We start from the raw sequence: 21,304 nt of genomic DNA, 5'->3' as shown, positions 1-21,304 counted from the left end.
GTTTCGTATCCAGTTTTCAAGCGATTAAACGCTTGAATCGTTTGGTGGCGATGGCGGAGGGGTTCCACACGTACCCATCCCGAACACGACCGTTAAGCCCTCCAGCGCCGATGGTACTTGGACCGAAGGGTCCTGGGAGAGTAGGACGTTGCCAAGCGATTATATTCCCTGATAGCTCAGTTGGTAGAGCACTCGACTGTTAATCGAGTTGTCACAGGTTCGAGTCCTGTTCGGGGAGCCATCATGCTCTCATAGCTCAGTAGGTAGAGTGCATCCATGGTAAGGATGAGGTCACCGGTTCGATCCCGGTTGAGAGCTTCATTTACATAATAAGGCCCGTTGGTCAAGGGGTTAAGACACCTCCCTTTCACGGAGGTAACAGGGGTTCGAATCCCCTACGGGTCACCATTATTACTTCAAACCCAGATCGGAGGCTTAGCTCAGCTGGGAGAGCATCTGCCTTACAAGCAGAGGGTCGGGGGTTCGAGCCCCTCAGCCTCCACCATATGACTTTTATTGACGCGGGGTGGAGCAGCCCGGTAGCTCGTCGGGCTCATAACCCGAAGGCCGCAGGTTCAAATCCTGCCCCCGCAACTTATCCCCAAAAAGTGAAGAATGGCCTTGTAGCATATTCCGATTACTTTCCGGGGAGCCCAGATAACCTAGTGTGGAGCCGTGGTGTAGAGGCCTAACATGCCTGCCTGTCACGCAGGAGACCGCGGGTTCGAATCCCGTCGGCTCCGCCATTATTGTTTACATTTTCTACATCCTGATAAGGGATGGTCGTACTTTGTACGAGCCATTAGCTCAGTTGGTAGAGCACCTGACTTTTAATCAGGGTGTCGAAGGTTCGAGTCCTTCATGGCTCACCAGTTTTCTTTGTTATTTTGCGGACGTGGCTCAGCGGTAGAGCATCGCCTTGCCAAGGCGAGGGTCGCGGGTTCGATTCCCGTCGTCCGCTCCATATGATATGCGCCCTTAGCTCAGCTGGATAGAGCGTTTGACTACGAATCAAAAGGTCAGGAGTTCGAATCTCTTAGGGCGCGTTTTACTCGCCGGTGTGGCGGAATTGGCAGACGCGCGCGACTCAAAATCGTGAGGGAAACCGTGGGGGTTCGAGTCCCTTCACCGGCATTAATGAAAAATCATGTATGAGGATTTAAAACTCAAACATGATTTTTTGTTTTTTCGCCAAGATGATATCTGAATTTGACATGGATGGCAAAGAAACTCCAAGTGCCAGGGTTTGAACCTGCGGATGAAGTTTTTATGCCCACTGTGATGAATAATATTTTGTCGTGTGAATAGAGGCGCATGTTCAATGTATATGGGGAACGTATCTTATTGGAATGATAAATTCAAAGTCAGAGGCCAGGAGTTAATGCAACCGGAAGGGTGTTTGGTTCATGATATGCCCTGTCTCCCCAAAAGCGGAATGGTTTTGGACTTGGCTTGTGGTGATGGTCGTAATGCGTTGTTTTTGGCTTCACATGGTTATAAAGTAACTGCAGTTGACTTCAGTAGTGTTGCTATTGAAAGGCTACAGCGGTTTGCTTTAAAAAAGCAATTAGCCATCAGCGTACTGCAAAGAAATCTATGTGTAGAAAAATCCTATTCTGATTTTGGAGTATTTGATCTAATAGTGTTAAATCACTATCGTTTAGAAGAGAATTTTTACCCTATTTTGGAACAGCATTTGAAAAAAAACGGAATCCTATGGGTAAATGGTTTTTATGAAGTACCAAAAGATAATCCTGATATTCAATATGAAGATTTAATGACTCCAACAGATTTTCATGGGTTAACTGGATTGACTTGTGAGGATGAGATAATTTATGAAATCGACAGGAAAAAATTTATCAGGTATATTTGGAGAAAGGACTTGCCAACAGAGTGAGCCTGCAGCTGTTTTGAGCGAGACACACTAGAAATAGCAAATTTGCATAGTTTGCTTTAATTGACATCTTGAAATGTGGTACATATTTATATAATTTTCTTTAAGGTAAATGGATAAGCCATGAAAACAACGACTACTGTACATCAACAGGGAGGCCAAGCATTAATGACCACAGTCACAGCATCAACCAAATTTTATATCAAAAACTACCCGAGACCTCAGTTTACTCGTAAGGAGTGGCTGGACTTAAACGGAGTTTGGGATTTTTGCTTCGATGACTCTAAGGTGGGAGATGCGCAGCGGTGGATGGACCGATTTCCGACTGCTCGAAAGATAGTTGTTCCGTTTACTTATGAGACTAAAGCGAGCGGCATTGATGATCAAGAGGTACATTCTCAAGTGTGGTATCGTAAAAATTGGATGCTTGCTCCGGAATCAGAAGGGAAACGGACCATTCTGCATTTTGAGGGTGTTGATTATAAAGCAACCTGTTGGGTTAACGGCAGATGGGTTGGCGAACATGAAGGCGGTTATGCCAGATTTTCCTTTGACATCACCGATTCTTTGGTACAAGGCGCGGAGAATGAAATTGTGCTGAAGGTTGAGGATGGCCATAGCCCGATGCAACCAAGAGGCAAGCAGCGCTATTCGGGGCATAACTTTGAAACCTCTTATGTTCAAACTACGGGGATTTGGAAGACGGTCTGGCTGGAATATGTAGGGCAAACACGGATAGAATCTGTCAAAATTACGCCGGAGATCGATCGCCATATGGTTCGTTTTGATTTCCGCATGCATGGGGTTGATGACAAATCCAACCTTCGTCTGGAGGTGGAAATTACCTTTAAGGGACGGCCTGTGACTATATGGAGCCTCTCGGTTAACCGAAGCCAGTTGACTGCGGAAGCAAGCGTACTGCATGAAACGAATGGCCCTTGGCTGGAAAGCATGTGGACGCCTGAAAGACCTAATCTGTTTGATGTGGAGTTCGTATTATACGATGGAGAGGAAGAGGCTGATCGGGTAGGCTCTTATTTCGGAATGCGCAAAATCTCGATTAAGGAAGGTCAAATCCTGCTCAACAACTATCCGCTCTACCAAAGGCTGATTCTGGATCAAGGGTATTGGCCGGAGAGCCAACTCACTCCGCCATCGGAGGAGGCGATCATCAAAGATATTGACTTGATTCTGGAGATGGGCTATAACGGCTTGCGGAAGCATATGAAGGTGGAGGATGCCCGTTTTCTCTATTGGTGTGATGTGAAGGGTGTGCTGGTGTGGTCAGAAATGGCGGCTACCTATGAATTTAACGATGAGGCTGTAGAACGTTTCACCAAAGAATGGCTTGAGGTGGTTCAGCAGCAATATAATCATCCTTGCATCATAACCTGGGTACCGTTTAATGAGTCTTGGGGAATTGTGAACGTTGGACATGATGTGCGGCAACAGAAGTTCACCGAGGGCATCTATCATTTGACCAAAGCCTTTGATCCGTATCGTCCCGTCATCACTAACGATGGCTGGGAGCACACGGTTTCTGATATACTTACTCTGCATGATTATGTAGAGCGTGGGGAGGATTTCCTGGAGACCTATAAGGATAAGGATTCTATTACCGGGGGGCGCAGTGCCTTTAATGAATGGAAGTTTCCCTTCGCTAACGGTTATAGCTATCAAGGGCAACCCGTCATCATTAGTGAATATGGGGGCATAGCTTTCCGTACGGAAAGCGGCTGGGGATATGGGAATCAGGTCGATTCCGAGGAAGCCTTCCTGGAGCGGTTTGGCAGCATTACGGGAGCCATTCAGGCCATTCCATTCATTGCTGGCTATTGCTTCACTCAGATTACCGATGTACAGGAAGAAGTGAATGGACTGTTGACGGAGGATCGGGAGCCAAAGGTATCCTTGGACAAAGTTCGCGAGGTTAATTCTCGTAGAGTCCATCATATTTATAGAGATTAGAAAAATATTCTTGACTATTTCCCGGCGCTCGCTATAATAGAAAAAGTGACCTGATTTTTTTAAAGAGAAAGCAGGACGCATTCTATAGCGGGACGTAGCTCAGCTTGGTAGAGCACCTGGTTTGGGACCAGGGGGTCGCATGTTCAAATCGTGTCGTCCCGATCGTAAGCTTTAAATGGAAAGAAGCTAAATTATATATCATGGGCTGCATGATCTTTCTCCAAAAAACAACCACTCTTGATGAGGGTTGTTTTTTTGTTTGCCCAAGCTAGTGCTCATTGAATAAATGCCCTGTCTGTCGGTCACAATATAGAGTAAGAATAAAGAGTGATAGAAGGGGATCATGGTGAGCAGCTTTCATATAAAAAAGCGTTTAAAAAAACGTTGGAAAACATGGAGACGTACAATCTGGACGGTAGGGGCCTGTACGATTGTTGCCTTGATGGCCTGGTTGGGGTTGCCTTTATCGGACCAAATGGAAGAACTGATGACCAATGAGCCGCTGGCGATGGAGACGTTAAGCTTGTGGCAGGAGTCGGCTTCCGAGGAGATGCCGGAATGGCTGCTCGATCTGGAAAAAGAAGATCGTACACGTATCGTCCACTTTACGAAAATCTATACCTGCGGGGAAGAGAGCAGTGTACTGGGAATTATGACGCCGCAGGAGATCACCACATTGATAAAACAGCATCCTACCTGGGAAGGCCGACTTGGCGCAGGGGGCGACGTCTGGATCGATGAGAGGGTGACCGGATTATCTGATATATGTAAAGATAATGGATATATCGGTCTGGATAAGGATGGTAATTTAACCTTGTTTGAAGGACCGCCGAAAAAAGAGAAGGTCATCCGCACCTTTTTTCAAATGGATGTAGAAATGATGGAGAGCGCATTGCCGGCTGATGTGATCAAGCAATTGCAGCAGGGCATCCGTATTCAGGATGTTGAAGAGTATAATAGTGTACTCTCGACCTTTAGTGATTTTGCAATTGAACCCTCGGAGAGAGTTATGCAGCAGGAGGACAGGCCTTAAACCAAGCGGCCAGGGAAGAAAATAGCTGAACGAAGAGAAGACGTTACGCGGGTAACGTCTTTTTTGTGTTTGCGTATGTTCAGGGGAGCAAATACAAACTTTTTCCTCAATTGCCGTGATCTTTTGCTATAATAAAGTGAATACATATGTTCGCTTTGACCGATCAGGCTCTGCATAGGAACATACGAGAGTTCAGCAACAATTAGGGAGAGATGAGCCTTGCGTATACTTGGAATTGACCCCGGAATCGCCATTGTGGGGTTTGGATTCATTGATAAACAGGGGAGTAAGGTCGTGCCGGTGCAATACGGCTGTATTCAGACCGAAGCGCATACCCCGGAAGAAGAAAGACTGTTGCATGTCTATGAAGGAATCGTACAATTAATTGATAAATACAAACCGGATGAGGTAGCGCTGGAGAAGTTGTTTTTCAACCGCAATGTCACTACCGCTATGTCTGTAAGCCAAGCGCGTGGGGTGATGGTGCTGGCGGCAGTGCAAAAAGGCTTGCCCGTATCGGAATACACGCCGATGCAAGTGAAGCAGGCTGTGGTGGGTTACGGTAAGGCCGAGAAGCGCCAGGTGCAGGAGATGACCCGGATGTTCCTGAAGTTGCAGGCCATCCCCAAACCGGATGATGTGGCGGATGCTTTGTCTGTCGCGATATGTCATGCCCATTCGTACACCTTAAAATCTAAAATAAATGAGGTATTGCGTTCATGATCGATTTTTTGCGGGGCCAGGTGGCCCATATGGAACCGGAATATATGGTGCTGGATGTACAAGGGGTAGGATACCGGGTGTTCTGCCCAAATCCGTATGCCTTTGCGGCCAAGGAAGCAGACGCTGTGACGGTTTATATTCATCATCATGTGCGTGAGGATGCAATCTTGCTGTTCGGCTTCTCTAGCAGAGAGGAGCAGAAGCTATTCCGCAAGCTGATCGACGTGACCGGAATCGGGCCGCGTGTGGCGTTAGGCATCTTGAGTGGCGGCAGCCCCGAGCATGTTGTAGCAGCGATTCATCAGGAGAACATTGCGTTCCTGACCAAGCTCCCCGGGATTGGTAAGAAGACGGCACAACGTATGATTCTGGATTTGAAGGACAAGCTGGAGGGCCTGGGCGAGACTACCCTGTTCAGTTCCCCGCAAGTCGCAGAGCAAGCTTTGAATGATTCAACGATTCCTGGATGGCCCGAAGCGCGGGAAGGACTTAAAGCATTGGGGTATACCGATACAGAACTCGACCGGGTGTGGCAACGTTTGAAGGGCGATATCAGGCCGGACGAAGCGGTGGACTTGGTCATGAAGAAGGCCTTGAAGCTGCTCTATGCCGGTTTATGATTGAGGGAGTAAGGAGAGGAGGGCGAGGGCATCATGGAAGACCGGATTATTTCCGCTAATCTGATGATGGAAGACCAGGCTGTGGAGCTGAGTTTGCGGCCCCGGTATCTGGCGGAATACATCGGACAAAATCAGGTTAAAGAAAATTTGAAAATATATATTGAAGCGGCCAAAATGCGTAATGAAGCACTGGACCATGTCCTGTTGTACGGGCCGCCAGGGCTTGGCAAGACAACGCTGGCCAATATTATCGCCAATGAGCTTGGGGTCAACCTGCGGACCACGTCGGGTCCGGCCATCGAGCGACCGGGGGATTTGGCAGCATTATTAACCAATCTGCAGGAGGGCGACGTCCTCTTTATCGATGAAATCCACCGACTCCATCGTTCAGTGGAAGAGGTGCTGTACCCGGCCATGGAGGATTTTGCGCTTGATATTATGATAGGCAAAGGACCAAGCGCACGCTCCGTTCGCTTGGATTTGCCTCCATTTACCCTGATTGGCGCTACAACGCGGGCCGGGCTGTTATCTGCGCCGCTGAGAGACCGCTTTGGCGTGGTGAGCCGTCTGGAATTCTATACAACGGCCGAGCTTAGCTTCATCGTATCGCGAGGAGCAGATATATTCGGCATTGAAATGATCGGAGATGCGGCTGATGAGATCGCGCTTAGATCGCGGGGGACGCCGCGTATTGCCGGACGGTTGCTGCGGCGTGTGCGGGATTATGCTCAAGTCAGAGGCGATGGCATGATTACGACGGAGGTAGCCAAGGAAGCCTTACAGATGCTTCAGGTTGACCCGATGGGGCTGGATTTGATTGACCATAAAATGCTGCATTCCATGATTACCAGCTTTCGCGGCGGGCCGGTGGGCCTGGATACCATTGCTGCCACCATCGGCGAGGAAAGCCAAACCATTGAAGATGTGTACGAGCCGTATTTGCTGCAAATCGGGTTCCTGCAACGGACGCCGCGGGGGCGGATGGTGACAGTGGCTGCTTATCAGCATTTGGGATTGCCATTGCCCGAGTCTCCTTAAATCTGGGTGAATACAAGAAATTATGATGGAAGAACATATTTTGCTAGGGGATAAGGGAGGAGAATCAGTTTGAAGGAAAAACAACGCAGAATAGGATGGGCCAAGTGGGGAAAGGGATTGCTTGCCGGGTTGATGCTGGCTGGTGCGCTGCACCTTCCGGCGGCTGCAGATGGTTCGGATACGACACTGGTACGCGTAGCCATGTACCTGAACCTTGGCAGTACCTATAAATCAACAGCGCCGGCAGTGACCTTGAAGACAGCGGCTTCCGCGGAGGCCGGGTTTTCCGTGAATACAGCCTGGGAGCCATGGGTTCGCTTCGGTGCAGGAGAAGCGGCGCGTTTCAGTGTTAGCGGTTTGAAGGTGAAGGCGCTGGAGAGTGCCGACTGGAACACGGTTGCGGCTGCGATCAAGAAGCTGCAAGGCACGGTGGACAAGCCGGTAGCCTATGCGGTGGAACGGACTGATGGAACGATATACCGCGTGTATACGGGTCCTTATGTCAATGAAAGGGAAGCGCAGATAGCGGTTGGTCGCGTTGGACAGACTTTGGCCGCCTCTCTTGGCGAGAGCACACCAGAGGTCCGCGGGGAACGATACGTCTCCGCAGGTTACTTTGCCAGTCTCGGAGCGGCTGAGAGCTTAAGTCAGACTCTGAACGATGGAGCCGAGGCCTTTGCCGTGATGACCGGACCCCAGCAATATGAGGTATGGGTTGGTGGAGCGGTAACTCCTGCTGCCCAAGCCGCATTGCAAGCCAGCTTGGAAATCCAGCATCCGGGGATTAGCTTCACTTCTGTCGAGTATGATGCCCCAGCCTTGGTCTTGCATCGTGATGTGACCTTAAACCTGGATGCTCCATTTGCTGTCAATCATTATGAGCTTAGTGGAGAAGGAGCCAAGCTGCTTGTTCGCGACGAGGGCAATGCTCCGATTCAGCTTGTGGAGCGCTCTAATCGCAAGTATCGCGGGGATTTTGAAATCAGCCGGGTAAATGGACAACTGGCCTTGGTTAATGAAGTGCCCCTGGAGCAATATCTGTACTCGGTAGTGGCGGGAGAGGTTCCTTCCTCCTGGCCGCAAGAGGCGCTTAAGGCTCAGGCTGTTGCAGCCCGCAGCTATGCCCTGTATCATGCCGGTCTGAACAAGTTCAAGGTGGCAGGATTGGTTGATACCACCTTAAGCCAGGTTTATCAGGGTACCAATAACGAAGCGGATAGCATTACCCAGGCCGTTGATGACACGGCGGGTGAAGTGCTGGTGGCAGGTGGCAAAATTGTCGAAGGCATCTTCTCTTCAAACAGCGGCGGGGTGACTGCCGATGCAACTGAGGTATGGGGGAATGTAAATTCGGTCTATGCCAGTGTTGTCAGCAATGAGGACAAGGCAGCTCAGGCATCGCTGAAATCCTGGTATCATGTGTTGCTGCCTGATGGACGGACGGGGTACGTGCGAGAGGACAATGTCGTGATAAACGGGACCAATTCCGCGGGGCTTCAGCAGTTGTCGGTAACGACCAGCAACGTTATGGTTCGCAAGTCGCCGTTGATTCAATCTGATGTAGAACCTATTGGCAGGTTGAATCCCGGTGATGAGGCGGTCGTGCTAGACAATGTGGAAGAATCCAGTGCATATGCCTGGATTCGCGGTCCATTCAGTTCGGAAGAACTATTGAAATCATTGAAGGGCAAGACGGCAACGGAACTGCCTGCTTCTATTACCAGTCTGGAGGTTACTGAACGGGGGCCGTCAGGGAGAGTTACACAGATCAAGGCTAACGGCCAAGTGCTTGACGTGAGATATCCGGATGTCTTCCGTTCCGCCTTCAATGGGCTGCCCAGTACGCTATTTGATATTGTTCCGACCGGACGTTATACTGTACAAGGTGCCGGAGAAACCACTGAAGCAGCTTCCGCAACGACGGTTCTGTCGGCCGCTGGCAAGACTACTACCGCAGATTCCAGCGGTATGGTAGTCATGGGAGGCGAGCAGGAGGCTCGCGTCGTAGAGTCTGGCAATAGCTTCATGTTCGTAGGCCGCGGCAATGGTCATGGATTAGGGCTCTCACAGTGGGGTGCTAAGGGAATGGCCGATGACGGGTATGATTACCGGGAAATTTTGCAACACTATTATCAAAATGTGACTATTGTTAAGGAATGAATAAATAAATGAATGTGGATTTATACGATTTTGAGCTTCCTGAGGAACTGATTGCCCAGACCCCGTTGCTTGATCGCACTGCTTCTCGCTTATTAACTTTAAATAAGCTGAATGGGGATATCTCGCATCATACATTTTCTGATATATTGGATTGTTTGCAGCCTGGCGATACGTTGGTATTAAATGATACGCGAGTTATTCCGGCGCGGTTGTTTGGCATCAAAGAGGATACTGGCGCCAAGGCCGAGGTGCTGTTGCTTAGAAGTCTCGGCGAGGATCGTTGGGAGACGCTGGTCAAACCGGGAAAAAAGCTGAAGACCGGAGCTGTTATCGTGTTTGGTGAGGAATTGCGAGCTACAGTGGAGTCGGAAAGCGATATGGGGGGCCGGATTCTGCGGTTCCATTACACCGGGATATTTAATGAGATTCTTGACCGTCTCGGACAAATGCCGCTTCCTCCTTATATAAAGGAGAAATTAGATGATCGCGAGCGCTACCAGACGGTTTACTCGAAGCATGAAGGCTCGGCAGCGGCACCAACCGCAGGTCTGCATTTCACGAAAGACCTGTTAAGCCGGGTCACAGAGAAGGGGGTCACTGTGGCCTTTCTTACTCTGCACGTTGGTCTCGGAACCTTCCGTCCCATGTCGGTGGAACAGGTGGAAGATCACGTGATGCATGAAGAGTATTACGTGCTGCCTCAGGAGACCGCCGAGGTGCTAAATGCAACGAAGGCCAGAGGTGGCAGAGTAATTGCCGTGGGAACAACCTCGGCACGGACACTGGAGACGGTGGCGCAGAAATGTGGAGCAGCTCCGATTGTGGCTAGCAGTGGCTGGACCGACATTTTCATTTATCCGGGTTATCAATTTGGCCTTGTAGATGCGATGCTTACCAATTTTCATCTGCCGAAGTCCACACTGGTGATGCTGGTGAGCGCTTTGGCGGGCCGGGAGCATATTATGAACGCTTACCAGGAGGCTATTGAACAGCGGTACCGTTTCTTCAGCTTTGGAGATGCTATGTTTATTTACTAAGAGGTTGTGGAACTCGGACTTAAAGAAGAGGACGGTTGATTAGATTGGCACCAGCAATTACTTATGAACATATTAAAACATGCAAGCAATCAGGAGCCCGGTTGGGCCGGGTGCATACACCGCATGGCTCTTTTGACACTCCCACCTTTATGCCGGTAGGAACTCAGGCTACGGTAAAAACTATGAGTCCTGAGGAATTGAAGGAGATGGAAGCTCGAATTATATTGAGCAATACGTACCACCTTTTTCTGCGTCCAGGCCATGAGATTATTCGTGAAGCTGGTGGTTTGCACAAATTCATGAACTGGGATCGTGCGATTTTGACAGATAGCGGTGGCTTCCAAGTCTTCTCTCTGAGCGAGATGCGGAAGATTACGGAAGAGGGCGTACATTTTCGCTCCCATCTAAACGGTGACAAGCTGTTTTTGTCTCCGGAAGTCGCGATGGAAATTCAAAATGCGTTAGGGTCCGATATTATGATGGCCTTTGACGAGTGTCCACCTTATCCGGCGGAATATGAATATGTGAAAAATTCACTGGAGCGGACGACACGCTGGGCAGAGCGCTGTTTGAAGAGTCATGCTCGTCCGCATGACCAAGGGCTCTTTGCCATCGTTCAGGGGGGCATGCATGAGGATTTGCGCAAGCAAAGCGCCAGAGATTTGACTTCTCTGGATTTTCCGGGGTATGCTATTGGTGGACTGAGTGTAGGCGAGCCCAAACCGTTGATGTATGAGGTGCTGGAATATACCGTTCCATTGCTGCCGACGGACAAGCCGCGTTATCTGATGGGAGTTGGCTCTCCGGATGCGCTAATTGAAGGAGCTATTCGCGGGATCGATATGTTTGACTGCGTGTTGCCAACCCGAATTGCCCGCAATGGTACAACGATGACCAGCCAAGGACGGCTAGTGGTGAGAAATGCTCAGTATGCCAATGACTTTGGACCGCTGGACCCGGAATGCAACTGCTACACATGCCGTAATTATTCAAGAGCCTATCTGCGACATCTGATCAAAGCCGATGAAACCTTTGGGCTGCGGTTAACTACATACCATAATCTGCATTTTTTGATCAAGCTGATGGAGAAAGTGCGTCGGGCGATTATGGAAGATCGGCTATTGAGTTTCCGGGACGAGTTCTTTGAGCAGTACGGTCTGTTTGGCAATGACAAAGGATTCTAAGCAAGATCATAGGTAAATAGTGAAAGGGGGAAATACAATGTTTTATGCAGCAGCAGGTGGAACAGGAGTTGGAGGAGCAGGCTCTCTGATTCAAATGCTTATTCCATTCGTTATCATGATTGCCGTATTTTATTTCTTGCTGATTCGTCCGCAGAAGAAGAAGCAAAACCAACGGACAGCGATGCTGAATGCCCTAAATAAGGGCGATAAAATTGTCACAATTGGTGGCTTGCACGGTACGATTGTGGAGCTGACAGCTGACACGGTAGTTATCCGAGTCAATGATGTGACCAAGCTGACCTTTGATCGCAATGCAATCAGTCACAGTGTTAAAGATCCGTCATAAGAAATGGCAAGGAGCAAAAAGAGCCTGATTTCAGGCTCTTTTTTTTGCCTCATCTCGCTTATTTTCGGCTTAAATTAACACCCAAAATTCCCCCGGCTGCTCCGATGATAATCCCCGGCATAATTAGCAGCCAATCCTTGAGGGCAAGTGAATGATCCAATGCGAGGAAGCTGATAATAAGCAACAACAGCACATAAAGGAAGCCAGTTAAGGTTCCTCGGTACCACCCCTTTTGCTGGGCACGCTTCCCCGATACCATTCCACCAAAGAATACAGCTATCCCATGTACAATATACGCAAATAACCCCAATTGCACCTCTTCTACAAGCTCCCCTTGCAGCAGCAATGATAAAATGAGTGCCCCGATCATCATCCACAGAAATCCGTACCACAGTCCGGCTATCGTAGGTTGAGTCAGACGGAATCCGAAGAAACGGCGAAGCAAATGCATGGTCATCGTCCTCCTTGTCCTTAAAACTTGCTACCTGGCGGTATATCCCATTTTATGGTCAAGCTTGTTGCATTAGTACAAGGGCTGGACAATTATTTATAGGGAAAAAAGGGCAGGTGTCCCGCATTTTGAGTAGCTCTAGCTCGCATGGAACCAAGAGAATGTTGCCAGAATACGAATACTGCCGATTAAGGCGACCGATGACTATCCAAGGAGGGATTTTCCGTGGAGCATGCCTTTGAGCATATCTTTCGAACCGTGCTGATGTATTTCCTCGTGTTTGGCGTGATGCGCATTATGGGCAAGAGAGAAATAGGCGAGCTCTCGATTTTCGATTTTGTTATCTCCCTTATGGTCGCGGAAATTGCCGTTCTTGCGCTGGAGGATATAAATCGTCCATTGTCTGACGGATTCATCCCGATGCTGACACTGATGTTTATTCAAATAATCATCTCGTTACTCTCCTTGCGTTTTCGCAAGTTGCGCCTGTGGTTCGACGGGAAGCCCAGTGTGATTATTCAGAATGGGAAAATTAATCAGAATGTCATGAAGAAGCAGCGCTATAATCTGGACGATCTGTTGATGCAACTCCGCTCCCAGAAAATTGATAATATTGGAGATGTGGAATTTGCAGTGCTGGAAACGAGTGGCCAACTCAGTGTAATTCCCAAAAATAACGATGGCGACCCATCTGGTCAAGGGTCAAGCAGTAAAAGCAAGGGTGTTTCTCGTTCCGTCCTCCGGAATGTACAATTTGAGGCTTTGCCGCTACCGCTTATAATGGATGGCAAGGTGAACGACGACAATCTGAGAGAAATCGGGAAAACGCGCTTTTGGCTGAAGCAGCAAATTCAGGCCAAGGGTCTGGCCGACTTCAAACAAGTGTTCTTCTGCAGCATTGACCATACGGGTAAGCTATATATCAACGCATTGGATGAATACCGTTAGTTTTTAAATTCCAGGCTCTTACTGGCGAAACCATTTACCCACAATGGGCAATCTTTTCAAATCATGAAGATCGAATAAGCCCATAATTGCGGCAAGAGTGATGTACAATAAGCCGGAGAGCAGGGCCGACAGCATAAGTTGGATGGCGATATGTGAGCTTATGACGAGATGATTGTATGCATAATCAGCCGCGGCAGCCATGATGAACATCGCAGCGACCACCTTGGTGATATCAAGAAAAGGCAGACGATAGCGCAGGGAGCGGGATACACTGTATCCATGCAAGACGGTAACCAGAACGAAGTTAACAATGATGGCGATAATGGCTCCATATATACCCAAAGCAGGATTGGACGCCAAGTAGAAAATCAGTCCGATCTTGATAACGGCCCCGATTAGGGTATTAACCAGTGCGCGTCCAGGTTTGTCCAAGGCCTGCAAGGTTGCTTGCAGGGGAGCTTGGGCGTATAGCAGCAGGGCAAACGGAGCCATGATCTTTAGCATGCCCGAGATTTCAGTGTTGTTGTACACAATTTGGCAGATGGGCTCTGCCAGTACATACATAATAGCTGCAAATGGAGCGCCGGTTACGAGTGCCAAACGAAGAGACTGATGCAGACGAAGATGAATGGTTCTTACATCACCGCGCGCCTGCGCCTCAGCCAATGAAGGTACGAGCGAAACGGCTAATGACGAGGTGAGCGCACCTGGCAGGAGCAGCAAGGGAATAATCATCCCCTGGAGCGCGCCGTACTGAGAGGTAGCTATAGCTACGGAAATTCCGGCAAGGGCCAGGCTGCGGGCGGTTGTGATAGATTCCAGCAAGTAGGACAAGGAGCCAACCAGGCGGCTTCCCGTCACCGGGATAGCAATTCTTAAAATTTTCCTCAGTGTTCTTCCCGAGGAGCTATCCCCCTTGTCGTGGGGTGGAAGCACTGATTTCTTCCCAGGGGCAGCTTCCCCCGCAGAAGGCTTGCGGTCGCAAAGCTGTAATTGGCGGTATTGCCACAACAAGACAGCCATGCCAACGACTTCTCCGGCGACAACACCAAGCATGGCACCGGCTGCTCCATAGGCCACTCCATAGGGGAGCAGCAGATAGGAGAACCAAAGGACGCCGATGATGCGGGCCAGAGTCTCCAGAATAGAGGACACGGCAGAAGGGATCATATCTTGCTTTCCTTGAAAGTAACCGCGATACACGGAAGATATGGATACGATAATAATCATGGGACTCATGGCAATAAAGGTCTGGTATACGCGAGGATCAGTTAAAATATAACGGGTAACCCATGGCGCGCCAAACAGACAGAGAAATGTAAACAGGAACCCGGCAGCAGTAGTAAAGACCAGGCTTGTCCGCAATACAGATGCTGCCCGTTCAGGTTTGCCCGAAGACTCCGCTTCGGCCACCAGCTTGGCGACAGCAAGCGGAATCCCACCGGTAATAATTGTTACCATGACAAGAAAAAACGGATAGCCCAGTTGGTAAAGACCCACACCTTCGGCCCCGATAATTCGGGGCAGCATAATCCGCGGTATAAAGCCCAAAATACGATTGATGATTCCAGCCGCCAATAATATCATTGTCCCCTGGATAAAAGTTTGCTTATTCAAGGTAATCCCTCTTCCTCCGCCAGCTTTTGAATTTCCATGGAGGCGGCAAAGCCTCTCTTCTATGAATATGTTGAACCTGTCCCTATTCATGACTTGTTCGTTCAACTTCGTTCTGGGAAGACGACTTTTTGAACAACCTCGTATAGGCAGGAAATGAAGAATTAGAGTAGAATATAGGAATAAGAGGGTTGGAAGGAGGCTGGATCGTGACAGAAGAGGAAATGACGGAACAACAATTGAACGAGGCGATCGAAGGCCTGTGCCGCAGTAAAGCTGAGGAGTTTAGACTCATCGGGTACGAGCAAGTTACCGGCGCGGATATCTGGGAGTGTGTTAGCTATAAATATGAGAAAAGCGGCCCCCCTCCGTTACATCAACTGGTTAATGATATTCTCTCACTAAAAGCGACTCAGTTTATGAATTATATGACGATTTCCGCATATCGTGGATCCCCATTTTGAGTAAGTGGGGTCCTTTTTGTTGCCATGACGTCAATGATGAATTTTTTGGATAGAGGGCCAGGACTTAACGAGCACGAAGAGAAGTTTTTCATATAAATTGACTGGTCAATATGGCATAGCTATAATAGGAATATTGAGAATTTGAAAGGGGAACGAAGTACGGGATGAAAAGAATTATCGCATTCATAACCGTCGTGGTTGTATCCTTTGCCATCATGGGATGGACAACCCCCGGCCTGCTAAAAGACGTCCGTCTTGGTCTTGACCTCAAGGGCGGCTTTGAAATTTTGTATGAAGCCAGTCCGCTTGAAGGCGGCACACAGGTCACGAAGGAATCATTGATCCAAACGGCTAAAAGTTTGGAGGAGCGCGCCAACAAGCTTGGTACAAGCGAGCCGGAAGTGACAACGGAGGGAACGAATCGTATCCGTTTGAAATTAGCGGGTGTTACAGATGAGAAGACGGTTCGCGAAACGATGCAGGAGCCTGCGTCTCTGACCTTCCGAAGCAAGGATGGTACAGAGACTGATCCAAACCAGTATAACAAGATTGAGATGATCGGCACGGATTTTGCTGCCAACGGGGCCAAGCTGGAGTTCGGACAAATGAACGAGCCCCTCGTTAGCATCAAGGTGAACAGCAAAGAGAAGTTTGCCGAAGTGACCAAGCGTTTGCTCGGTCAGCCGCTTGCCATCTACATGAATGAGGAACTTATTTCTGACCCGGTGGTCCAGGCCGTTCTGACAGATGGTTCTGCTCAGATCAGCGTAGGCGGAGATCTTGATAAAGCGAAGGAATTGCGCGACACCATTAACTTGGGTGCATTGCCGTTGAATCTCACCGAGAAGTATTCACAAAGTATCGGAGCAACGCTCGGTAAGCAATCGCTGGACGAGACGATCGAGGCTGGCTTGATTGCCTCTCTGTTCATTTTGGTATTCATGATCGGAATGTACCGTGTGCCAGGTTTAATTGCTGCTTTTACGCTGATTGTGCATACATGGCTGCTCATTCTCATTTTCGTTTGGGCCGATTTCACCCTGACCTTGCCGGGAATTGCTGCGTTTGTACTCGGTGTGGGTATGGCCGTCGATGCCAATATTATTACCAATGAGCGGATTCATGAGGAGATACGAGCGGGCCGAAGCGTTATGTCTGCTGTTAAAGCCGGGGACCGGCACTCTCTGCGGACAGTGCTTGACTCGCAGATTACAACGATTATCGTTGCAGCCGTAATGTACGCTTATGGTACGGGGGCTGTCAAAGGGTTTGCCTTGGTGCTCATCGTAGAGATCATACTGGGGATTGCCACGAATGTATATCTCTCCCGTTTCATGCTGAACCTGCTGCTTAAGGCTGGCAAGCTGTTGAAACCGAAATATTTCGGTGTGAAGGAGCGTGATATTCGTGAGCTTTAAAAATTTGGACTATGTGCATCTGAGCCGTTACTTCTATACGATATCTATTATCCTGACCATTGTTGGTGTAATTTGCCTATCTATCTTTGGTTTGAACTATAGCGTTGACTTCAAAGCGGGTTCCAACGTGGATATTACATTGTCCAAGCCGCTTACGTCCGAGCAAGTTGAACCTATTCTGGAGAAGCTGAACATTCGTGAAGGCACGGTGATCAGTGCAGGGGAAGAGCGGATGAACATCCGTTTTGATACAGTGCTTAGCCAGAATAATGACTTTGAGCTGAAAAATGAAATTTTGAAGCTGGACGATAAAGCTTCCTTTGAAGTGAATACGGTAGACCCTGAAATGGCTAAGGAATTAGCGCTTAATGCGATCTATGCTGTACTGATCTCTTGCCTGGGCATCATCGTCTATGTCGGCATTCGTTTTGAATGGCGTTTTGCCGTGGCTGCCATAGTAGCATTGCTGCATGATGCCTTTATGGTGGTTACTGTGTTCTCTATCTTCCGGCTTGAGGTGGACTCTACCTTTATCATCGCGGTACTGACGATTATTGGTTATTCCATTAACGATACCATCGTTATCTTTGACCGTATTCGGGAGAACTTGCGTTTTGCCAAGACGAAAACCCGCGAGGATTTAATCCATCTGGTCAATCAAAGTATATCGCAAACGATTATGCGTTCCTTGTACACGGCTTTGACTGTATTTGCAGCGGCATTGTTCCTGTTCCTGTTAGGCGGGGAATCCATTCGGATGTTCTCGCTGGCTATGGTTATCGGTTTGCTGTTCGGGGCGTACTCAACCATCTTTGTGGCAAGCCCACTCTGGTTCTTGTTGAAAAGCAAGCAAAAGCGCACAGCGAAAGCGTCTTAAATGGCCATTTTGTTGTGTTGTCATGTAATTTATTTGCTGGTTAGGGATGGGGCCGCGTCGATCTAGACGCGGCTTTCCCGCTCTTTTCAGTTTTAGGTGCTTCAGGAGGTTGACTATGACACGAGAACAAGACATGCTGCGGCAATCAACGACTTGGCTTGGCATCGTCAGCGATGTTGGACTCGCTATATTCAAAGGGCTGGTAGGCTGGATATTCGGCAGTCAGGCCTTGCTGGCGGGAGCTTTGTACTCTACTCATGATGCGGCCGTCAGCGTCGCAACCAAGCTGCGCTTGCCAGGAACAAAACGCCGGCACAAACAGGAAGGATCACGGCCTCGCCAGGATACGGCGAGCCCGTTGTCTGCCATTTTTCTTTCCATATTTCTGATGATGGGCGCATTGCAGCTTCTGATTGCTGGAATTACTGCCATTGCAACATCCGATATTACCCCGCCAGAGGCGCTGCCTTTTGTATCTATATTGTTCTCAATGGCCCTGAAGGAATTGATATTCCAGTTCCAAATACGGCAATTCGGAAGAGAAGCTATGGAAGGACGCCGGCTTGTGGAGAGCCATCGCCACTCGTTATTTTCTTCTGTGACCATATTGGTTGGTGTAGCTGCGGCCATGGGAGGCCATGTGTGGGATATTCCGGCATTGCTATACCTTGAACCGATTGCTGCTCTCATTGTAGCTTGTCATATTTTGTTGCGTTCCTATCATTTGGTGAAGACATCGCTTTATGACATGCCTGTATTCCGAATGCAGGAAGAGGATGCGGCCTCATTCATTGATACGGTTCAAAGAGTGCATGGCGTGATTGCGGTGGAAGAGCTGCACGCTCTGGAGAACGGACATTACGTTACAATTAATGCGAAAATTAGCGTCAACCCCAAGATTACGGTGCTGGAGGCCAATGAAATCGCCAATCGGGCCAGGTTGCTGCTTCTTAACCGTTTCCCTCATGTGATTAATGTTCGAATTCAAGTGAAACCCTACGATGCAGGTTACCCTTACAAAAGCAATACCGAGGAATCCGACAACGATCTGCCAAGTCTGCTTCAATAAGCGGAGGGCAGCTGAGTAATGACAGAAGGGAGGTGCCGATGTTGCTTCATGCCAAATCACGCTGGGAGGTATTGCCTGTTGATGTAAATAGCTCCCGGGAGCTTGCTGATCAGTTAGATATTTCACCACTGCTTGCTTCCTTGCTCGTTACAAGAGGGATGGAGGACGCGCGGCAGGCCGAGCTATTCTTGAATGGGGACCTGACAGAGCAGCATGATCCACTGCTGCTTAGCGGCATGGGGGAAGCCGTATCACGTATTCGCCGCGCCATAGCTGAAGGGGAACGTATACTGATATATGGCGATTACGATGCCGATGGCGTGTCCTCTACGACATTGATGATTTACTTGATGCGCCGTATGGGCGCTACATATGATTATTACATTCCGCACCGTACCAAGGAAGGGTACGGCTTGCATATCCCTGTACTGGAGCACTTTCACAAGAAGGGCTACAGCCTGATCATAACGGTGGATACTGGAATCAGTGCTGTGGAGCAAATAGCATACGCCAACTCCGTCGGAATGGATGTTGTTGTCACAGATCATCACGAGCCTCCGGCGATCCTGCCAGAGGCCTGTACGCTAGTGAATCCCAAGCTTCCTTATTGTACTTATCCTTTCAAGGGACTGGCGGGTGTTGGAGTAGCGTACAAGCTGGCGCAGGCCTTACTGGAAGAGGACACTCCGCAAGCCTGGACAGAACTGGTTGCTCTTGGAACTATCGCTGATTTGATGCCGCTAACCGATGAAAATCGTGTGATGGTCAAGGCGGGGCTTGCATCGATGGCGAAATCGTCTTTTCCTGGTATTACAGCGTTGCTAGGGATCGCGGGCTGGTCTAGCGGCGATGTTACCTCAACGACGGTAGCTTTCGGTTTAGCCCCGCGTATTAATGCCAGCGGCCGTATGAGCCATGCCAATCGAGCTGTGGCTTTGCTGACAGCGGATAGTCTGGAAGAAGCGGAGGACACCGCTGAGGAACTGGATTTGCTTAATAAAGAGCGACAGATGCTCGTGGATGAAATAACTCAAGAAGCCTTGGCACAGTTGGAGCAACAGACGCAGGACGACGCGTTGCCAGATGTCATTGTAGTGGCAGGTACAGGCTGGAATGCAGGAGTGGTTGGTATCGTTGCCTCCAAGCTGCTGGAAAGGTATTACCGACCAACGATTGTACTGGGGATTAACCCGGAGACCGGAGAATGCAAGGGCTCTGCACGTTCCATTCCCGGATTTGACATGTATGAGGCATTAACTGATTGCGCCGATTTGCTTGATCATTTTGGCGGCCACCCTTCAGCAGCGGGCATGTCGCTGCATCAGAGCCGAATTGAGCCGTTTAAAGAACGGCTGCAGAGCTTTGCGGCTCCCCGCTTGGGACCAGAACATTTTGTACCCGTTATGCAAATTGATCTAAGCTGTTCGTTGCAAGAGGTCACCCTGCAAGCGATTGAGCAGTTGGAAGGTCTGGCGCCGTTTGGCATGGCTAATGCTTGCCCCAAGCTTCTGCTGAGAGGACTTAAGCTGCTGGAATGCCGGCAGATGGGCACGGACGGGAAGCATTTGAAGCTGATTGTGGCTCAGAATGGCAAAACTGTTGAGGCGGTTGCTTTTGGCAAAGGGGCGTTGTCCACATTGCTAACGGAGGAGGCTGTACTTGATATAGTGGCCGAAGCCAGCATTAATGAATGGAAAGGTTCACGCAAGCCTCAGCTTATGATTCAGGATTTGACGGTGTCGCATATTCAGGTGTTTGATTATCGGGATTCCCGCCGACCTCTGCAGCAGTTGGAGGAGATTTATCACAAGCTGATGAATTTGCCCGCTTGCGGCTCAGGACTTCCGGCAGTTGTGGTCAACCCTGCGACTGATGTATCTGCGATAGGCCAATTGAAGAACATGCAGGTTTGGGTATATGATAAGAAAGACGGTGTCCGTCCGGTGAATGGCCGAGCACAAGGAACCGGCAGCCATGGCGTGGGAACGTTATTTGTTCTTGAATTGCCGGATACCCGGCAAAGCTGGCAGGGGATGTTATCTGCATTTGCCGGGCTGGAGCGCTTATACTTATTACATCCGCGGCGTTCTGCACAAGAGAAGATTGAGCGGCCATCGCGCGATCATTTCAAGCAAGTGTACGGGTTGATCCATCGGCAAGCTGCTCAGGGATTCCGCGAAGATGAGTTGCTCGCTGCTCTGGCTAAACGGACTGGCTGGTCCAAGCGTATGCTGCTGCTGACGTTAGGCGTGTTCGAGGAATTAGGATTTCTGGTACGGAGCTCAGGGATAGTCAAGCTGAATCCCTCTCCGGCCAAGCAGGCGCTTGAGACCTCAAGACGCTATCGGGAGCTGGAACTGCTGGCTGATATGGAACAATTGCTGGAGTATGGCCGCGTCCCGGAGATTACTAAATGGATGTTTGCTCACAACCAAGGGGCTTCATAAAATAGGAGGAGAT

Annotated in this window: 18 protein-coding genes, 11 tRNA genes and 1 rRNA gene; 28 read left to right on the top strand and 2 right to left on the bottom strand. The window is 49.3% G+C overall.

Annotated features, from left to right (window positions below; translation table 11 throughout):
• Positions 1 to 40: 40 nt before the first annotated feature.
• From rrf to yajC, 22 genes are all read left to right on the top strand, one after another.
• A 5S ribosomal RNA gene (rrf, locus tag C557_RS0117695) occupies positions 41 to 157 on the top strand.
• 8 nt (positions 158 to 165) lie between these two features.
• A tRNA-Asn gene (locus C557_RS0117690) sits at positions 166 to 241 on the top strand.
• Between the two features lie 4 nt (positions 242 to 245).
• Positions 246 to 318, top strand: a tRNA-Thr gene (locus tag C557_RS0117685).
• A 15-nt stretch (positions 319 to 333) separates the two neighbouring features.
• Positions 334 to 408: transfer RNA gene (locus C557_RS0117680), tRNA-Glu, on the top strand.
• Positions 409 to 429: 21 nt separating this feature from the next.
• Positions 430 to 505: transfer RNA gene (locus C557_RS0117675), tRNA-Val, on the top strand.
• 15 nt (positions 506 to 520) lie between these two features.
• Positions 521 to 594, top strand: a tRNA-Met gene (locus C557_RS0117670).
• 75 nt (positions 595 to 669) lie between these two features.
• Positions 670 to 746, top strand: a tRNA-Asp gene (locus C557_RS0117665).
• Between the two features lie 50 nt (positions 747 to 796).
• Positions 797 to 872 (top strand) — tRNA-Lys (locus C557_RS0117660).
• A 17-nt stretch (positions 873 to 889) separates the two neighbouring features.
• Positions 890 to 964, top strand: a tRNA-Gly gene (locus C557_RS0117655).
• A gap of 8 nt (positions 965 to 972) precedes the next feature.
• Positions 973 to 1,046, top strand: a tRNA-Arg gene (locus C557_RS0117650).
• Positions 1,047 to 1,054: 8 nt separating this feature from the next.
• Positions 1,055 to 1,134: transfer RNA gene (locus C557_RS0117645), tRNA-Leu, on the top strand.
• Between the two features lie 187 nt (positions 1,135 to 1,321).
• The gene (locus C557_RS0117640; protein WP_018753216.1) at positions 1,322 to 1,897 is read left to right on the top strand and encodes a class I SAM-dependent methyltransferase; all 576 of its coding nucleotides are present in this window, start codon (positions 1,322 to 1,324) and stop codon (positions 1,895 to 1,897) included.
• A 165-nt stretch (positions 1,898 to 2,062) separates the two neighbouring features.
• Positions 2,063 to 3,862 (top strand): glycoside hydrolase family 2 protein, encoded by a 1,800-nt coding sequence (locus C557_RS0117635; protein WP_018753215.1) that lies wholly within the window; start codon positions 2,063 to 2,065, stop codon positions 3,860 to 3,862.
• Between the two features lie 88 nt (positions 3,863 to 3,950).
• Positions 3,951 to 4,024 (top strand) — tRNA-Pro (locus tag C557_RS0117630).
• 181 nt (positions 4,025 to 4,205) lie between these two features.
• Entirely contained in the window at positions 4,206 to 4,895 is a 690-nt protein-coding gene (locus C557_RS0117625; RefSeq protein ID WP_018753214.1) for a BofC C-terminal domain-containing protein, read from the top strand.
• 219 nt (positions 4,896 to 5,114) lie between these two features.
• Entirely contained in the window at positions 5,115 to 5,618 is a 504-nt protein-coding gene (ruvC, locus tag C557_RS0117620) for a crossover junction endodeoxyribonuclease RuvC (RefSeq protein ID WP_018753213.1), read from the top strand.
• Positions 5,615 to 6,238, top strand: a complete 624-nt coding sequence (gene ruvA, locus C557_RS0117615; protein WP_018753212.1) for a Holliday junction branch migration protein RuvA — start codon at positions 5,615 to 5,617, stop codon at positions 6,236 to 6,238. Before ruvC ends, ruvA begins: the two co-directional genes overlap by 4 nt.
• 33 nt (positions 6,239 to 6,271) lie before the next feature.
• Positions 6,272 to 7,276, top strand: coding sequence for a Holliday junction branch migration DNA helicase RuvB (gene ruvB, locus C557_RS0117610; RefSeq protein WP_018753211.1), 1,005 nt, complete (start codon positions 6,272 to 6,274; stop codon positions 7,274 to 7,276).
• Positions 7,277 to 7,345: 69 nt separating this feature from the next.
• Complete coding sequence (locus C557_RS0117605; RefSeq protein ID WP_018753210.1) at positions 7,346 to 9,436, top strand: SpoIID/LytB domain-containing protein; 2,091 nt, start codon at positions 7,346 to 7,348, stop codon at positions 9,434 to 9,436.
• Positions 9,437 to 9,444: 8 nt separating this feature from the next.
• Positions 9,445 to 10,473 (top strand): tRNA preQ1(34) S-adenosylmethionine ribosyltransferase-isomerase QueA, encoded by a 1,029-nt coding sequence (gene queA / locus C557_RS0117600; RefSeq protein WP_018753209.1) that lies wholly within the window; start codon positions 9,445 to 9,447, stop codon positions 10,471 to 10,473.
• A 44-nt stretch (positions 10,474 to 10,517) separates the two neighbouring features.
• Positions 10,518 to 11,657, top strand: a complete 1,140-nt coding sequence (gene tgt / locus C557_RS0117595) for a tRNA guanosine(34) transglycosylase Tgt (RefSeq protein ID WP_018753208.1) — start codon at positions 10,518 to 10,520, stop codon at positions 11,655 to 11,657.
• A gap of 37 nt (positions 11,658 to 11,694) precedes the next feature.
• The gene (gene yajC / locus C557_RS0117590; protein ID WP_018753207.1) at positions 11,695 to 12,003 is read left to right on the top strand and encodes a preprotein translocase subunit YajC; all 309 of its coding nucleotides are present in this window, start codon (positions 11,695 to 11,697) and stop codon (positions 12,001 to 12,003) included.
• Positions 12,004 to 12,061: 58 nt separating this feature from the next.
• Here yajC and C557_RS0117585 read toward each other — a convergent pair whose 3' ends face one another.
• Positions 12,062 to 12,454: a TIGR04086 family membrane protein gene (locus C557_RS0117585; protein WP_018753206.1), complete on the bottom strand. Its 393-nt coding sequence runs from the start codon at positions 12,452 to 12,454 to the stop codon at positions 12,062 to 12,064.
• Between the two features lie 264 nt (positions 12,455 to 12,718).
• On the opposite strand from C557_RS0117585, the gene C557_RS0117580 reads away from it, so the two are divergent.
• Complete coding sequence (locus C557_RS0117580) at positions 12,719 to 13,402, top strand: DUF421 domain-containing protein (RefSeq protein ID WP_051082471.1); 684 nt, start codon at positions 12,719 to 12,721, stop codon at positions 13,400 to 13,402.
• An 18-nt stretch (positions 13,403 to 13,420) separates the two neighbouring features.
• Here the strand turns inward: C557_RS0117580 and spoVB are convergent, their stop codons facing one another.
• Positions 13,421 to 15,019 (bottom strand): stage V sporulation protein B, encoded by a 1,599-nt coding sequence (spoVB, locus tag C557_RS0117575; RefSeq protein ID WP_018753204.1) that lies wholly within the window; start codon positions 15,017 to 15,019, stop codon positions 13,421 to 13,423.
• 206 nt (positions 15,020 to 15,225) lie between these two features.
• On the opposite strand from spoVB, the gene C557_RS0117570 reads away from it, so the two are divergent.
• From C557_RS0117570 to recJ, 5 genes are all read left to right on the top strand, one after another.
• Positions 15,226 to 15,480, top strand: coding sequence for a post-transcriptional regulator (locus C557_RS0117570; RefSeq protein WP_018753203.1), 255 nt, complete (start codon positions 15,226 to 15,228; stop codon positions 15,478 to 15,480).
• Positions 15,481 to 15,644: 164 nt separating this feature from the next.
• Complete coding sequence (secD, locus tag C557_RS23735) at positions 15,645 to 16,898, top strand: protein translocase subunit SecD (protein WP_018753202.1); 1,254 nt, start codon at positions 15,645 to 15,647, stop codon at positions 16,896 to 16,898.
• Positions 16,888 to 17,775, top strand: coding sequence for a protein translocase subunit SecF (secF, locus tag C557_RS23730; RefSeq protein WP_018753201.1), 888 nt, complete (start codon positions 16,888 to 16,890; stop codon positions 17,773 to 17,775). The genes secD and secF overlap by 11 nt, the downstream gene beginning before the upstream one ends.
• A 115-nt stretch (positions 17,776 to 17,890) precedes the next feature.
• Entirely contained in the window at positions 17,891 to 18,844 is a 954-nt protein-coding gene (locus C557_RS0117560; protein ID WP_018753200.1) for a cation diffusion facilitator family transporter, read from the top strand.
• A 38-nt stretch (positions 18,845 to 18,882) separates the two neighbouring features.
• The gene (gene recJ / locus C557_RS0117555; protein WP_018753199.1) at positions 18,883 to 21,291 is read left to right on the top strand and encodes a single-stranded-DNA-specific exonuclease RecJ; all 2,409 of its coding nucleotides are present in this window, start codon (positions 18,883 to 18,885) and stop codon (positions 21,289 to 21,291) included.
• Positions 21,292 to 21,304: the final 13 nt, after the last annotated feature.

The sequence above is a fragment of the Paenibacillus sanguinis 2301083 = DSM 16941 genome (genome assembly GCF_000374825.1).
GTDB classification, from domain to species: domain Bacteria; phylum Bacillota; class Bacilli; order Paenibacillales; family Paenibacillaceae; genus Fontibacillus; species Fontibacillus sanguinis.
The sequence above is the reverse complement of the archived record's forward strand: the minus strand, read 5'-3'. Positions and strand labels throughout refer to the sequence as shown.

What these genes read in the sequence shown, in the direction of transcription:
- C557_RS0117580 (WP_051082471.1), top strand. Translation starts at nt 12,719, where the DNA reads ATGTATTTCCTCGTGTTTGGCGTGATGCGCATTATGGGCAAGAGAGAA.
- ruvA (WP_018753212.1), top strand. Translation starts at nt 5,615, where the DNA reads ATGATCGATTTTTTGCGGGGCCAGGTGGCCCATATGGAACCGGAATAT.
- C557_RS0117560 (WP_018753200.1), top strand. Translation starts at nt 17,891, where the DNA reads ATGACACGAGAACAAGACATGCTGCGGCAATCAACGACTTGGCTTGGC.
- ruvB (WP_018753211.1), top strand. Translation starts at nt 6,272, where the DNA reads ATGGAAGACCGGATTATTTCCGCTAATCTGATGATGGAAGACCAGGCT.
- secD (WP_018753202.1), top strand. Translation starts at nt 15,645, where the DNA reads ATGAAAAGAATTATCGCATTCATAACCGTCGTGGTTGTATCCTTTGCC.
- C557_RS0117625 (WP_018753214.1), top strand. Translation starts at nt 4,206, where the DNA reads ATGGTGAGCAGCTTTCATATAAAAAAGCGTTTAAAAAAACGTTGGAAA.
- C557_RS0117635 (WP_018753215.1), top strand. Translation starts at nt 2,063, where the DNA reads ATGACCACAGTCACAGCATCAACCAAATTTTATATCAAAAACTACCCG.
- recJ (WP_018753199.1), top strand. Translation starts at nt 18,883, where the DNA reads ATGTTGCTTCATGCCAAATCACGCTGGGAGGTATTGCCTGTTGATGTA.
- queA (WP_018753209.1), top strand. Translation starts at nt 9,445, where the DNA reads ATGAATGTGGATTTATACGATTTTGAGCTTCCTGAGGAACTGATTGCC.
- yajC (WP_018753207.1), top strand. Translation starts at nt 11,695, where the DNA reads ATGTTTTATGCAGCAGCAGGTGGAACAGGAGTTGGAGGAGCAGGCTCT.
- C557_RS0117585 (WP_018753206.1), bottom strand. Translation starts at nt 12,454, where the DNA reads ATGCATTTGCTTCGCCGTTTCTTCGGATTCCGTCTGACTCAACCTACG.
- C557_RS0117640 (WP_018753216.1), top strand. Translation starts at nt 1,322, where the DNA reads ATGTATATGGGGAACGTATCTTATTGGAATGATAAATTCAAAGTCAGA.